The 12,870-nt window shown below is 72.8% G+C and carries 13 protein-coding genes; 9 read left to right on the plus strand and 4 right to left on the minus strand.

Annotation, left to right across the window (positions count from 1 at the left end; genetic code table 11):
* Positions 1-6 precede the first annotated feature (6 nt).
* Together PSEJ31_RS0101710 and PSEJ31_RS0101715 are read left to right on the plus strand one after the other, a co-directional pair.
* Entirely contained in the window at positions 7-2,136 is a 2,130-nt protein-coding gene (locus PSEJ31_RS0101710) for a TonB-dependent receptor (protein ID WP_232210962.1), read from the plus strand.
* 9 nt (positions 2,137-2,145) lie between these two features.
* Positions 2,146-3,423, plus strand: coding sequence for a sialidase family protein (locus PSEJ31_RS0101715; protein ID WP_028914459.1), 1,278 nt, complete (start codon positions 2,146-2,148; stop codon positions 3,421-3,423).
* Between the two features lie 7 nt (positions 3,424-3,430).
* Here PSEJ31_RS0101715 and PSEJ31_RS0101720 read toward each other — a convergent pair whose 3' ends face one another.
* From PSEJ31_RS0101720 to PSEJ31_RS0101730, 3 genes are all read right to left on the minus strand, one after another.
* Complete coding sequence (locus PSEJ31_RS0101720; RefSeq protein ID WP_028914460.1) at positions 3,431-4,237, minus strand: SDR family oxidoreductase; 807 nt, start codon at positions 4,235-4,237, stop codon at positions 3,431-3,433.
* 70 nt (positions 4,238-4,307) lie between these two features.
* Positions 4,308-4,856: a DUF1415 domain-containing protein gene (locus tag PSEJ31_RS0101725; protein WP_028914461.1), complete on the minus strand. Its 549-nt coding sequence runs from the start codon at positions 4,854-4,856 to the stop codon at positions 4,308-4,310.
* A gap of 34 nt (positions 4,857-4,890) precedes the next feature.
* Positions 4,891-5,373 carry a YajQ family cyclic di-GMP-binding protein gene (locus PSEJ31_RS0101730; protein ID WP_028914462.1) on the minus strand — a complete coding sequence of 161 codons (483 nt, stop codon included), beginning with the start codon at positions 5,371-5,373 and terminating at the stop codon, positions 4,891-4,893.
* Between the two features lie 86 nt (positions 5,374-5,459).
* Here PSEJ31_RS0101730 and PSEJ31_RS0101735 point away from each other — a divergent pair, with 86 nt between their 5' ends.
* The 6 genes from PSEJ31_RS0101735 to PSEJ31_RS0101760 all read left to right on the plus strand — a co-directional run bounded on the left by PSEJ31_RS0101735 (position 5,460) and on the right by PSEJ31_RS0101760 (position 10,397).
* Positions 5,460-6,359 carry a DMT family transporter gene (locus PSEJ31_RS0101735; protein ID WP_037034232.1) on the plus strand — a complete coding sequence of 300 codons (900 nt, stop codon included), beginning with the start codon at positions 5,460-5,462 and terminating at the stop codon, positions 6,357-6,359.
* Positions 6,360-6,465: 106 nt separating this feature from the next.
* A complete protein-coding gene (locus tag PSEJ31_RS0101740) occupies positions 6,466-7,473 on the plus strand; it encodes a methionine ABC transporter ATP-binding protein (protein ID WP_028914464.1) in 1,008 nt (335 codons plus the stop codon).
* Positions 7,470-8,171, plus strand: coding sequence for a methionine ABC transporter permease (locus tag PSEJ31_RS0101745; protein ID WP_028914465.1), 702 nt, complete (start codon positions 7,470-7,472; stop codon positions 8,169-8,171). The genes PSEJ31_RS0101740 and PSEJ31_RS0101745 overlap by 4 nt, the downstream gene beginning before the upstream one ends.
* A 36-nt stretch (positions 8,172-8,207) precedes the next feature.
* Positions 8,208-9,014, plus strand: a complete 807-nt coding sequence (locus tag PSEJ31_RS0101750) for a MetQ/NlpA family ABC transporter substrate-binding protein (RefSeq protein WP_019398209.1) — start codon at positions 8,208-8,210, stop codon at positions 9,012-9,014.
* 9 nt (positions 9,015-9,023) lie between these two features.
* On the plus strand, positions 9,024-9,575 hold the full coding sequence (locus PSEJ31_RS0101755; protein WP_028914466.1) for a hypothetical protein: 552 nt from the start codon (positions 9,024-9,026) through the stop codon (positions 9,573-9,575).
* 48 nt (positions 9,576-9,623) lie between these two features.
* Positions 9,624-10,397, plus strand: coding sequence for a YiiX/YebB-like N1pC/P60 family cysteine hydrolase (locus PSEJ31_RS0101760; protein ID WP_019398211.1), 774 nt, complete (start codon positions 9,624-9,626; stop codon positions 10,395-10,397).
* A 57-nt stretch (positions 10,398-10,454) separates the two neighbouring features.
* Here PSEJ31_RS0101760 and PSEJ31_RS0101765 read toward each other — a convergent pair whose 3' ends face one another.
* On the minus strand, positions 10,455-11,075 hold the full coding sequence (locus PSEJ31_RS0101765; protein ID WP_028914467.1) for an OmpW family outer membrane protein: 621 nt from the start codon (positions 11,073-11,075) through the stop codon (positions 10,455-10,457).
* A gap of 385 nt (positions 11,076-11,460) precedes the next feature.
* Between PSEJ31_RS0101765 and aceF the strand changes: the two genes are divergently transcribed.
* Positions 11,461-12,870, plus strand: coding sequence for a dihydrolipoyllysine-residue acetyltransferase (gene aceF / locus PSEJ31_RS0101770; protein ID WP_028914468.1), 1,410 nt, complete (start codon positions 11,461-11,463; stop codon positions 12,868-12,870).

Genomic DNA, 12,870 nt, shown 5'->3' on the forward strand with positions numbered 1-12,870 from the left:
GTGGCCATGCCCGCGGTCCTGCTTCTCCTGTCCCCGATCCCGATCGTGCATGCCGGCCAGGCGCCGGCCACCACCACCCTCGATGCCGTGCAGGTCAGCGGCCGCGCCGGGCCGCTGCAGGCGCCGGCCGGCAGCGCCTCGCGCCTGGGGCTGGACGTGCTCGACACCCCGGCCGCAGTCACCGTGGTCGAACGCGACACCCTGGACGCACGCGGCGTGCGCACCACCCAGGAAGCCCTGGCCGCGGTGCCCGGCCTGACCGCCGCCGCTCCGCCCGGGCAAGGCAACAACGTGGCCTGGCGCGGCTTCTCCGGCAGCCAGGTCAGCCAGCTGTTCAACGGCATCGACGTGCAGTACGCCAGCATCGCCGCGCGTCCGGTGGATGCCTGGCAGTACGAGCGGATCGAGGCCATCGGTGGCCCTTCCAGTTTCCTGCATGGCGTGGGCGCCGTCGGCGGCGCGATCAACTACGTCACCCGCCTGGCCAGCCTCGGACACGACCAGGCGCGCTGGCGCGCGGCCTGGGGTTCGCACCGCGACGGCACCGTGGCCTTCGGCATGAACCTGCGCGATGCCGCCGCGCGCCAGGCGCTGGCGCTGGACCTGAGCGCGCGCGATGGCGACAGCTGGATCGATGCGCAGCAGCGCAGCGCGCTGGCGGCGGCCGGGTCGTGGCGGGTGCGGCTGGCGCCCGGGCTGGAGCACGTGCTGGCCCTGGAATGGCAGGACGAGGACGTGCGGCGCCCGTACTGGGGGGTGCCGGGCGAGGCCACGGGCGGGCGCCTGCGGCTGGATCCGGCCCTGGCCGCGCGCAACTACAACGTCGGCGACGGCCGCTACGCCCAGGACGTGCGCTGGGTGCGCTCGCTGCTGGAATGGCAGCGCGGCGACGGCGACCGCGTGCGCAACACGGTCTACCACTACGACGCCCTGCGCGATTACCGCAACGTGGAGAGCTACCGCCTGGCGGAGGGCGGCGTGCAGCGTTCCGGCGCGCTGCTGCAGCGCCACGACCACGAGGTGTGGGGCAACCGCAGCGAATGGCTGCACGAGGGCCTGCTGGCCGGCCGCCCCGCGCGCTGGGCCGTGGGCGCGGAGGCGGCGTGGAACCGGCAGACCCGCTTCCCGCTGTCGCTGCCGGGCGTGGTCGACACCGTGCCGGTGGACGCGGTGGCGCCGGGCCGCTTCCTCGACGTGCCGGGCGCGGAACTGGCTTACCGACCGGACCGCAGCAACCGCCTGCGCAGCCAGGCGGTGTATGCCGAGAACCTCACCACCCTGGGCGCCGGCGTGTCGCTGCTGGCCGCGCTGCGCCACGAACGCCTGCAGCTGGAGGTGCGCAACCACCGCGCGCCCGGCCCCGGCAACCCCGCGCGCTTCGAGCGCCGCTACCGGCCGACCACCGGCCGCCTGGCCCTGGAATGGGCACCGGCGCCGAACGCGCGCGCCTACGTCCAGGCCAGCACCGCCGCCGACCCGCCGGCCGGCGTGCTGAGCACCGCCAGCTTCGCCCAGCTGCGCGACTTCGACCTGTCCAGCGGACGCCAGGCCGAGCTGGGTGCCAAGCTGCAGTCGGCCGACGGCCGCAGCCACGCCACCCTGGCCGTGTACCGCATCGTCCGCCGCAACCTGGCGGTGGCCGACCCGGACAACCCGGGCCAGACCCTGCCGGTGGGGCGGCAGTCCGCGCGCGGCCTGGAGCTGGCCTTCGGCTGGAAGCCGGCGCAGCGGCTGGCGCTGGACGGCAACCTGGCCTGGGTGGATGCGCGCCTGGACGCGTTCACCGAGACCGTCGCCGGCCAGGCGGTCTCGCGCGCGGGCAACCGCCCGCCCAACATCCCGGCGCGGGTGGGCAACCTGTGGCTGGACTGGCAGCTGCAGCCGCGCTGGGCGCTGGGTGCCGGCCTGCGTGCGGTATCGGCGCGCCAGGCCGACGCGGCCAACAGCCTGCGCGTGCCTGGCTACGCCACCTGGGACGCGCACCTGCGCTGGCGCGCCGGCGCGCGCACCGAACTGACCCTGCGCGGGCGCAATCTTGGCGACCGCCGCTACATTGCCCAGGCACTGGGCGGGCAGATGGCCTGGCCGGGCGATCCGCGCAGCTGGGAACTGGTCCTGCACCAGGCCTTCGACTGAGGACAGCGCATGCATACGCCATCGCCATCCAGCCACTGGCGCGCCACCGTCGCGGCGCTGCTGCTGCCGCTGCTGCTGGCTGCCTGCGGCCGCGACACGGAAACGCCGGTCCGGCCGCTGCAGGCGCAGCCGTGGACCCTGCCGGCGCCGCCCGGCGCGGCCCAGCCGGACCTGGTGCGGGCGCCGGACGGGCGCCTGCTGCTGAGCTGGCTGGAACCAGCCGGCGACGGCCACCGCCTGCGGCTGGCCAGTACCCGCCCTGGCGCGGACTGGGAACCCACGCGCACCATCGCCGAAGGCAGCGACTGGTTCGTGAACTGGGCCGACACCCCGCACGTGTACGCCCTGGGCGACGGCTCGTTGTGGGCGCACTGGTTGCGCAATACCGGTCCGTCGCGCATGGACTACGGCATCGTGCTGGCGCGCTCCGGCGACGACGGCCGCAGCTGGACGCCGGCCGCCGCGGTGCATCCGGGCGGCAGCCGCGGCGACCACGGCTTCGTCAGCTTCTGGGAACAGGGCCAGGGCCAGCTTGGCATCGCCTGGCTGGACAGCCGGCAGAAGGCGGCCGCGGCCGGCGGCGGACACGACGGCCATGACGGCGACGGCCACCACGGCGGCGCGGCAATGATGCTGCGCGCCGCCGTGCATGGCGCCGATGGCGCGCAGCTGCGCGAATGGCCGCTGGATGCCTCCACCTGCGACTGCTGTCCCACCGCCGCCGCGCGCAGCGGCAAGGGCGTGGTCGTGGTCTACCGCGGGCGCGGCGCGGGCGAGATCCGCGACATCCGCATCGTGCGCTTCGACGGCCAGGCGTGGACGCCGCCGCGGCCGGTGCATGCCGATGGCTGGCACTTCGCCGGCTGCCCGGTCAACGGCCCGGCGGTGGCGGCCCAGGGCCCGCGGGTGTGGGTGGCCTGGTACACCGAGGCCGGCGGCTGGCCGGAGTTGCGCGCGGCGGTGTCGCAGGACGGCGGCGACAGCTTCGCCGCGCCGGTGACCCTGGTGCGCGGGCCGCAGCTGCTGGGCCGGGTGGCCGTGGCCGCCGCCGACGACCAGCTCTACGCGGCGTGGCTGGAGGAACTCCCCGAAGGCCTGCAACTGCTGCGCCTGATGCGCTACACGGCCGACCTGCGGCGCGGGGAGATGCAGGTCGTGGCCACCTTCCCGGCGCGCGGCCGCGCCAGCGGCATGCCCCGCATGCAGGTGGCCGACGGCGCCGCCTGGCTGGTGTGGACCGAGGTGGTGGACGGCACCCCGGCGCTGCGCGGCGCGGTCGCGCGCTGAAGCGCGCTCAGGCGTACTGCATCTTGCGGGTCATGCCGCCGTCGACGATGAATTCCTGCCCGGTGGTGAAGCCGGACAGCGCCGGCGCCAGCAGGTAGACCGCCAGCGCGGCGATGTCTTCCGGGGTACCGACGCGCCCGGCCGGATGCTGGGCGTGGTCGCGGCGCGACAGCTTCGGCCGGCGCCGGCGTGCGGGTGCCTGCCAGGCCTCGGTGGCGATCCAGCCAGGGCTGATGCAGTTCACCCGCACCCGCGGGCCTTCGCTGAGTGCCAGCGCGTGGGTCAGCGCGACCAGTCCGCCCTTGGCCGCGGCGTAGGCCTCGCTGTGCGGCTCGGACTGGTGGGCACGGGTGGAGGCGATGTTGACGATGGCGCCGCCGCCGGGCGCCTGGCGCAGCGCGGGCAGGGCATGGCGGCTGCACAGGAAGGCGCCGTGCAGGCTGGACAGGCGCCGGTTCCACCCGGCGAAATCCAGCGCTTCCAGCGGCGGCACCTGCGGATCGGGCAGGCCGGCGTTGTTGACCAGGCCGTCGATGCGGCCGAAGCGCTCCAGCGCCGCGGCCACGAACGCCGCGGTGCTGCGCTCGCTGGCCACGTCCAGGCGGCGGAACATGGCCCGCCCCGGGACGCCCCATTCGCGCAGGCAGGCGCGGCCGGCTGTGGCGTCGAGGTCGCCGATGGCCACGCAGCCGCCGGCGCCCAGCACCGCCTGGGCGATGCCGCGGCCGATGCCCTGGGCGCCGCCGGTGACCAGGACCACGCGGTCCCGTAGCGGCGCGGGATCCCAGGGCTGGACGGGAGGGACGATCGGCATGGCGTGGCTCCGTTGCGGCTGCAGTGTGGCGTGCGCGGCGTGCAGGCGCGGTCGCCGCGCGCCGGCGCGCTCAGCCGGCCTCGTCCGCGAGCAGCCTGCGCCAGCCCTCGTGGCCGAGCTTGCGCAGGGTGGCGTAGTTGCGCTCCACGATCACGTCCGGGTCCGGGTAGGCCTCCACCGCGCGGGCCACGCTGTCCTCGCGCAGCAGGTGCAGGGTCGGGTAGGGCGCGCGGTTGGAGTAGTTCTCGATGTCGTCCGGGCGGCTGTCGGCGAACTGGTAGTCCGGGTGGAAGCTGGCCACCTGCAGCACGCCGTCCAGCTCCAGCGCCTCGACCAGGGCGTCGGCCTGGTCGAGGAAGTCGTTGTAGTCGAGGAAGTCGCCCAGCACCAGCGGGTGCACCAGCAGGGTGGTGTCGACCTGTTCGGCCGGGGTGTCGCGCAGCAGCACCAGCTCCTCGCCCAGCTGCTCCAGCAGCTGCTCCGGCGTGGTCGCGTCGCTGGCGACGAAGCGCACCTGCTCCTTGACGTACACCGCCTTGGCGAACGGGCACAGGTTCAGGCCGATCACGGCCCGCTCCAGCCAGCGCCGGGTATCGGCCAGGACCCTGGCCTCGTCCAGCGCGGCGTCCCCGCCGGGGTTGCCGATGGCCGGATCAGTCACGGAAGTTCTCGAACTGCAGCGGGATGCCGAAATCGCCCTTGCGCAGCAGGGCGATGGCCTCCTGCAGGTCGTCGCGCTTCTTGCCGTTGACCCGCAGCTTCTCGCCGTTGATCTGGCTGTCGACCTTGAGCTTGGCGTCCTTGAGCGCGGCCTGGATCTTCTTGGCCGTCTCGCGCTCGATGCCCTGCTTCACGGTGACCTTCTGCCGCGCGCCGGCCAGGTTGGTCTCGATGTCGCCGAACTCCAGGCAGCGGATGTCGAGGCCGCGCGCGGTCATGCGCTGGCGCAGGATGTCGGTCATCTGCCCGAGCTGGAAATCGCTGGGCGCGGACTGGCTGATCACGTTGTCCTCCAGCACGAACTTCGCGTCCACGCCCTTGAAGTCGAAGCGGGTGGTCAGTTCGCGGCTGGCCTGGTCGACGGCGTTGGTCAGCTCGTGGGTGTCCACTTCGGACACGATGTCGAAGGAAGGCATCGGGGGGCTCCTTGTGCGGATGCGCACATTCTAGGCGGTGCCCGCGCCGGCGCGCGCATCGGCGCGCGTGCGCGGATAATGCGTGCATGCCCCCACGTCCCCGCTCGAACCTGGCGGCCGCCGCCTGGATGGTCGCCGCCATCGCCTGCTTCTCGCTGATGGACACGGCGATGAAGCTGCTCTCGGCCCGCTACCCGCCGCTGCAGGTGACCCTGCTGCGCGGCGCCGCCTCGCTGCCGTTCGTGCTGGCCTGGGTGATGGCCACCGCCGGCCCGCGCTCGATCCTGCCGGTGCGCTGGGGCCTGCACCTGCTGCGCGGCGCGCTGGGCATGGCCATGATCGGCTGCTTCGTGTTCGCGCTCAAGCGCATGCCGCTGTCCACCGCGTACACGATCTACTTCGTCGCGCCGCTGCTGGTGGCGGCGCTGTCGGTGCCGCTGCTGGGCGAGAAGGTGGGGCCGCGGCGCTGGACCGCCATCGGCATCGGCCTGGTCGGCGTGGTGGTGGTGTTGCGCCCGGGCGCAGGCGGCTTCGCGTCGCTGCCGGGGCTGATGGTGCTGCTGGCGGCCACCGCCTACGCGATCGCCGCGGTCACCGTAAGCCTGCTGACCCGCACCGACACGCCGCAGTCGATGGTGGTCTGGTTCCTGGCGATCATGGCCGTCGGCGCGGGGCTGGCGGCGATCCCGGGCTGGGTGCCGCTGCAGCGCGGCGATGCGCCGCTGATCCTGGGCCTGGGCCTGGCCGGGGCGCTGGGGCAGGTCGCGCTGACCGCGGCGTTCATGCGCGGCGACGCCTCGCTGGTGGCGCCGCTGGAGTACACCGGCCTGGTCTGGGTGATCGGCTGGGACTGGCTGTTCTGGTGCACCCTGCCGGACGCGGTGACCTGGATCGGCGCGGCCATCATCATGGGCAGCGGCCTGTACCTGCTGCGCCGCGAGCGCACGGTCGGCGCCGCGCGCAGCGCGCCGCTGGACCATTCCTGAGCCGGCCGGGACGCTGCGGGGCGCGGCTGGAACGCCGCGCCACGCCACCGGGGCACGGCAGCTGCTAGGCTTGCCGGCCCGCGCGTCGATGCCCTTCCGCTCCCCCGTGATCCGGTTCCAGCAGGTCCACAAGTCCTACGCCGTGGGTGGCCGCCAGGTCGCCGCCCTGCATCCGCTCGACCTGGAGATCCGGGCCGGCGAGGTGTTCGGCATCATCGGCCACTCCGGCGCCGGCAAGTCCACCCTGATCCGCCTGATCAACCGCCTGGAGGCGCCCAGTGGCGGCCAGCTGTGGGTCGATGGCCAGGACGTGGCGGCGCTGGACGGCGAGGGCCTGCGCGCGCTGCGCCGGCGCGTGGGCATGATCTTCCAGCACTTCAACCTGCTGTCCTCGCGCACGGTGGCGCAGAACGTGGCCTTCCCGCTGGAACTGGCCGGCGAGCCGCGCGCGCGCATCGACGCGCGGGTGGCGGAACTGCTGGAGCGCGTCGGCCTGGCCGAGCACGCGAACAAGTATCCGGCGCAACTTTCCGGCGGGCAGAAGCAGCGCGTGGGCATCGCCCGCGCCCTGGCCACCGGGCCGAAGATCCTGCTGTGCGACGAGGCCACCAGCGCGCTGGATCCGCAGACCACCGCCTCGGTGCTGTCCCTGCTGGCCGGGATCAACCGCGAGCTGGGCCTGACCATCGTCCTGATCACCCACGAGATGGACGTGATCCGCCGCGTCTGCGACCGCGTGGCCGTGCTCGACGCCGGGCGCCTGGTCGAGAGCGGCCCGGTCACCGATGTGTTCCTGCACCCGCGGCACCCGACCACGCGCCGCTTCGTGTCCGAGGCCGAGCACGTGGACGAGCATGGGTTGCATGCCGATTTCGCCGTGGTGGAAGGGCGCATCCTGCGCCTGACCTTCCTCGGCGCCGATACCTACGCGCCGCTGCTGGGCCGCATCGCGCGCCAGTGCGGCGTGGACTACAACATCCTGTCCGGCCGCATCGACCGCATCCGCGACACGCCCTACGGGCAGCTGGTCGTGGCCCTGGTCGGCGGCGACGCCGACGCCGCGCAGCAGGCGTTCGCGGCGGCGGGCGTCACCGTGGAGGTGCTGCGCGCATGAGCACGTTTGCCCTGGTCGCCGCCGCGGACGGCTTCTTCCGCAACCTGGACGCCGGCAAGTGGGCCGAGATCGGCCAGGCCACGCTGGATACCCTGGCCATGCTCGGCGGCGCGCTGCCGCTGACCCTGCTGGCCGGCCTGCCGCTGGGCGTGCTGCTGTTCCTGTGCGGCCCGCGCCAGCTGCACGAGCGCCGCGGGCTGTACGCGGTGCTGTCGCTGGTGGTGAACATCCTGCGCTCGGTGCCCTTCATCATCCTGATGATCGCGATGATCCCGCTGACCCTGGCGGTGATGGGCACCTCGCTGGGCGTGCGCGGCGCGATCCTGCCGCTGGTGGTGGGCGCGGCGCCGTTCTACGCGCGCCTGGTGGAGACCGCGCTGCGCGAGGTCGACCGCGGCGTGATCGAGGCCACCCTGGCGATGGGCGCGACCACCTGGCAGCTGGTGTGGCGGGTGCTGCTGCCGGAGGCGCGGCCCGGGCTGGTCGCCGGCGCCACCGTCACCACCATCGCCCTGGTCGGCTTCACCGCCATGGGCGGCGCGATCGGCTCCGGCGGCCTGGGCGACCTGGCCTTCCGCGACGGCTACCAGCGCTCGCACACCGACGTGGCCCTGGTCACGGTGGTGCTGCTGCTGGTGCTGGTGCAGCTGGTGCAGATGCTGGGCGACCGCCTGGTGGCCCGCTACAGCCGCCGCTGAGCCGTATCCTTCCCCCAACCCACACGGACTCCCCCCATGCGCGCCATCCTCCTGCCCCTCCTGCTTGCCGCCAGCACCGTGCTTGCCGGTTGCGGCGGCGGCTCCGGTTCCGCCGCCGGCGGCGACCAGACCCTCCGCGTGGCCGCCACCGCGGTGCCGCACGCGGAGATCCTGGCGGTGGTCAAGCCGATGCTGGAGAAGGAGGGCGTGCGCCTGCAGGTGCGGGTGTTCAACGACTACGTGCAGCCCAACGACCAGGTCGCGCAGAAGCACATCGACGTCAACTACTTCCAGACCGAGCCCTACCTGCAGGCCTACAACCAGGGCCGCGGCACCGACCTGGTGGCCGTCGCCGGCGTGCACATCGAGCCGTTCGGCGCCTACTCGCGCCGCCACGCCTCGCTGGAGGCGCTGCCGGCCGGCGCCGACGTGGCCATCCCCAACGATCCGAGCAACAACTCGCGCGCGCTGATCCTGCTGCACACCGCCGGCGTGATCACCCTGGCCGACCCGACCAACGCCCTGGCGACCCAGCGCGACATCACCGCCAACCCCAAGGGCCTGAAGTTCCGCGAGCTGGATTCGGCGATGCTGCCGCGCATCCTCGACCAGGTCGACCTGGCCCTGATCAACACCAACTACGCGCTGGACGCCGGGCTGGACCCCACCCGCGACGCGCTGGCGATCGAGGGCAGCGATTCGCCCTACGTGAACTTCCTGGTCGCGCGCCCGGACAACCGCGACGATCCGCGGGTGCAGGCGCTGGCGCGCGCGCTGACCAGCCCCGAGGTCAGGGACTTCATCCAGCGCAGGTACAAGGGCGCGGTGCTGCCGGCGTTCTGAGCCGCGCCCGTGCCGCTGCTGCTGGCCCTCGTCGCCGCCCTGGCGCTGTTCCTGGCCCTGCTGCCGGTGGCGCTGGCGCTGCGCATCCGCGGCGCGTTCAATACCCGCCGCCAGGCCTGGCTGCTGCCACTGCGGCTGGCCTGGTGGTCGAGCCTGCTGTCGGCGGTGCTGTTCGCGCTGGCCGCGCTGCTGGCGGGCTTGTTCTGGCGCAACGTGTGGACGTACGTGCCGTTGGCGGCGTTGGCCGGCATCGTGCTGGGCCTGCTCGCCACCACCCGCGTGCGCTTCGTCGAAACCACCGCGGGCCTGTTCTACCGCACCAGCCCGGTGCTGTCGGTCGGCCTGCTGGCGCTGGTCCTGGTGCGGCTGGTGGCTGGCCTGGTGCAGGGTTTGCGCGTGGCCTTCGGTGATGCCACCTGGCCGGAGTCGGGCTGGCTCAGCCATGCCGGGTTGATGGCGGTCGGCGGCCTGCTGCTGGGCTATGCCCTGGTGATGACCCGTTACCTCTGCATGCGTACCGCGGCGTACAGGCGCGACGGCGGGGTCCTGCGCCGGCCCTGAGCGGCCGGCGTCGGTTAGCCTTGGCCGGTCCACCCGGGGAGGAACACGATGGTGTTGCAGTGGATCGGAAGGCGCCTGGCGCGGTTCCTGGCGCGGCCGCGTCCGGGCCGCGCGCGCGGTCCCAGCAGTCGCCTGGAGCTGGTCGCGGCCAGCCTGCGCCGCGGCGACGTGCTGCTGGTCGAAGGCACCAGCCGCTTCTCCAGCGCGATCAAGTACCTCACCCAGTCGACCTGGTCGCACGCGGCGCTGTGCCTGGGCGTGCCGGAGGGCGGCGACCAGCCCTGGTTCGTGGACGTGGACGTCAACGACGGCGTGCGCACGGTGCCGCTGTCGGAGTTCGCCGGCCTGCACCTGCGCATCTGCCGGCCGGTGGGCCTGGGCGCGGCCGAGATCGACGCGGTGGCCGGCTACATGCTGCAGCGGCTGGGCTACAGCTACGACCTGAAGAACATCCTCGACCTGGCGCGTTACCTCATCCGCCAGCCGCCGCTGCCGGACCCGCTCAAGCGGCGCATGCTGGCGCTGGGCAGCGGCGAGCCGACCAGGGCGATCTGCTCGACCCTGCTGGCCCAGGCCTTCGGCTCGATCGGCTATCCGATCCTGCCGGAGATCGAGGTGCTGGAGGCGGCCGGTCCCGGCGGGCGCTTCGCCCGCGAGGAAGTGCTGCACATCCGCCACCACAGCCTGTACACCCCGCGCGACTTCGATGTCTCGCCGTTCTTCCGCATCGTCAAGCCGCGGCTGGAGGCCGGCTTCGACTACCGCCGCCTGGTGTGGGCGCCGCCGCCGGTGGTGGACGCGCCGCTGGAGCCGGCGCGCTGACGCAAAAAAGGACGGGCCCGCGGGCCCGTCCTGTCGCCGTGTCGTGCGGCGGGAGCGTTAGAAGCGCGCGCCGATGCCGACGCCGACGGTCCACGGGTCGAGCTTGAGCTCCTGCCCGGTGCCGGCGCCGTCGATGCGGACTTCCGGGCGCGAGTGCATGTAGCGCACGTCGGTGCGCGCGAACCAGGTCTCGTTGATGTTCATGTCCACGCCGACGGTGCCGATCGCGCCCTTGGCGGTCTCCAGGCCGACCACGCCGCCCAGGCCGGCGACTTCCTCGTCGCTGAAGTTGGACTCGTAGTAGCCCAGGCCGACGAACGGGCGGAAGGTCTGCCCGGCCTGGCCGAAGTGCCACTGGCCGCTCAGTGCGATCGGCTGCTGCTCGACCGTGCCCAGCTTGCCCAGGTCCTTGTCGCGCACGCGGTGGTCGAACTTGTCGGCCGCGCCCCACAGCTCCACCGCGAAGTTCTCGGTGGCGTACCAGCTGGCGCTCAGGGTCGGGGCCGGGCCACCGTCGACCTTCAGGTTGTTGCCCGGATCGGAGGGCTCGATGTGGGCGATGCCGCCAACCACGGCGAAGCGCTTGTCCGCGGCGGTGGAAGAGGCGTCCTGGGCGAAGGCCGGGGCAGCGGCCAGGGCGGGGACGAGGGCGAGGGTCAGGATTCGAATGGACCGCATGGGGGAGTCTCCTTTGTTGTTCTAGGCGCCCTTGGAGTGGGCGCGACCGAACGTAGGAGCACGGGGATGAACCAAACCCTGCCGCACGTGGCGCGTCGTGCGCGGCGTTCAGGCAAACCGCCGCAGGCCGCGCCGTTGCTTGCCCGCCGGCGCGGACCGGGTTCATCCACGTCGGCGCGGCGTGGAAGGTGGGCGAGGGGCGGGTGAGCGTGATGCGCCGGTGAGGGCGGGTGCACCCTGCGCTTGCGTATGGTCACCGTTGCAACCGTAGCGCCTGAAAGCGGCCTTCAATGTTCCCGCAGCGCGACAGTGGCGGAGGTTGGCGGGTGGGGCGCGGACGGACACAATAGGGGTCTTTCCCCACGTACAACGCCGGAGCCCTGGCATGGCCGAAATCAAGGAAGCGCGCGTCCCCGACATCGGGGATTACAGCGACGTCCCCGTCATCGAAGTCCTGGTCGCCGTTGGCGACACCGTGAACCAGGACCAGGGCCTGGTGACCCTGGAGTCGGACAAGGCGACGCTGGAAGTGCCTTCTCCCTACGCCGGCGTGGTCAAGGAACTGAAGGTCAAACTTGGCGACAAGCTGTCCGAGGGCAGCGTCGTGGCCCTGATCGAGGTCGCCGAAGGCGGCAGCGCGCCGGCCCCCGCCGCCGCGCCGAAGGCCGAGGCCGCCCCGGCCGCGCCGCAGACCCCGGCCGCCTCGGTCAAGACCGCCGAGACCGGCGAGCGCATCGAGCCGGTGGCCGTGCCCGAAAAGGCCGACAACCTCGCCCAGCGCGACATCGGCCAGGCCCAGCTGCAGCAGCCGTCCGGCCCGCGCACCCCGCCGGTGGAGTTCAACGCCGACAGCGTGCTGCCGGAGAAGGTGCCGTATGCCACCCCGGCGGTGCGCCTGTTCGCGCGCGAGCTGGGCGTGGACCTGGCCCGGGTCAGCGGCAGCGCCCGCGGCGGCCGCATCACCCGGGAGGACGTGCAGCGCTACGTCAAGTCGGCGCTGGCCGGCGGCGCCGCGGCGTCCGCTCCGGGCGGCGTTGCCACCGGTGGCGGCCTCAACCTGCTGCCGTGGCCGAAGGTGGACTTCAGCAAGTTCGGCGAGATCGAGACCAAGCCGCTGTCGCGGATCAAGAAGATCTCCGGCGCCAACCTCGCCCGCAACTGGGCGATGATCCCGCACGTCACCCAGTTCGACCAGGCCGACATCACCAACCTGGAAGAGCTGCGCGTGCAGCTCAACAAGGAGCAGGAGAAGGCCAAGTCCGGCATCAAGCTGACCATGCTGGCGTTCCTGCTGAAGGCCTCGGTCGCCGCGCTGAAGCAGTTCCCCGAGTTCAACGCCTCGCTGGACGAGTCCGGCGAGAACCTGACCCTCAAGAAGTACTTCCACATCGGCTTCGCCGCCGACACGCCCAACGGCCTGGTCGTGCCGGTGATCCGCGACGTCGACAGGAAGGGCGTGCTGCAGATCGCCCAGGAAATGGGCGAGCTGGCGAAGAAGGCGCGCGAGGGCAAGCTGGGCCCGGCCGAGATGACCGGCGGCTGCTTCTCGATCAGCTCGCTGGGCGGCATCGGCGGCACCGCGTTCACCCCGATCATCAACGCGCCGGAAGTGGCGATCCTGGGCGTGTCCAAGTCCAGCTTCCAGCCGGTGTGGGACGGCAAGCAGTTCCAGCCGCGGCTGATGCTGCCGCTGTCGCTGAGCTACGACCACCGCGTGATCGACGGCGCCGCCGCCGCGCGCTTCACCAGCTACCTGGCCCAGGTCCTCGCGGACATGCGCCGCGTGCTGCTGTAA

The organism is Pseudoxanthomonas sp. J31 (assembly GCF_000510725.1).
Classification (GTDB): Bacteria; Pseudomonadota; Gammaproteobacteria; order Xanthomonadales; family Xanthomonadaceae; genus Pseudoxanthomonas.

Excerpts from the sequence above, each read along its gene's own strand:
- PSEJ31_RS0101710 (WP_232210962.1), top strand. The coding sequence starts at position 7 with ATGCCCGCGGTCCTGCTTCTCCTGTCCCCGATCCCGATCGTGCATGCC.
- PSEJ31_RS0101730 (WP_028914462.1), bottom strand. The coding sequence starts at position 5,373 with ATGCCTTCCTTCGACATCGTGTCCGAAGTGGACACCCACGAGCTGACC.
- PSEJ31_RS0101720 (WP_028914460.1), bottom strand. The coding sequence starts at position 4,237 with ATGCCGATCGTCCCTCCCGTCCAGCCCTGGGATCCCGCGCCGCTACGG.
- PSEJ31_RS0101745 (WP_028914465.1), top strand. The coding sequence starts at position 7,470 with ATGAGCACGTTTGCCCTGGTCGCCGCCGCGGACGGCTTCTTCCGCAAC.
- PSEJ31_RS0101760 (WP_019398211.1), top strand. The coding sequence starts at position 9,624 with ATGGTGTTGCAGTGGATCGGAAGGCGCCTGGCGCGGTTCCTGGCGCGG.
- PSEJ31_RS0101715 (WP_028914459.1), top strand. The coding sequence starts at position 2,146 with ATGCATACGCCATCGCCATCCAGCCACTGGCGCGCCACCGTCGCGGCG.
- PSEJ31_RS0101765 (WP_028914467.1), bottom strand. The coding sequence starts at position 11,075 with ATGCGGTCCATTCGAATCCTGACCCTCGCCCTCGTCCCCGCCCTGGCC.
- PSEJ31_RS0101735 (WP_037034232.1), top strand. The coding sequence starts at position 5,460 with ATGCCCCCACGTCCCCGCTCGAACCTGGCGGCCGCCGCCTGGATGGTC.
- aceF (WP_028914468.1), top strand. The coding sequence starts at position 11,461 with ATGGCCGAAATCAAGGAAGCGCGCGTCCCCGACATCGGGGATTACAGC.
- PSEJ31_RS0101750 (WP_019398209.1), top strand. The coding sequence starts at position 8,208 with ATGCGCGCCATCCTCCTGCCCCTCCTGCTTGCCGCCAGCACCGTGCTT.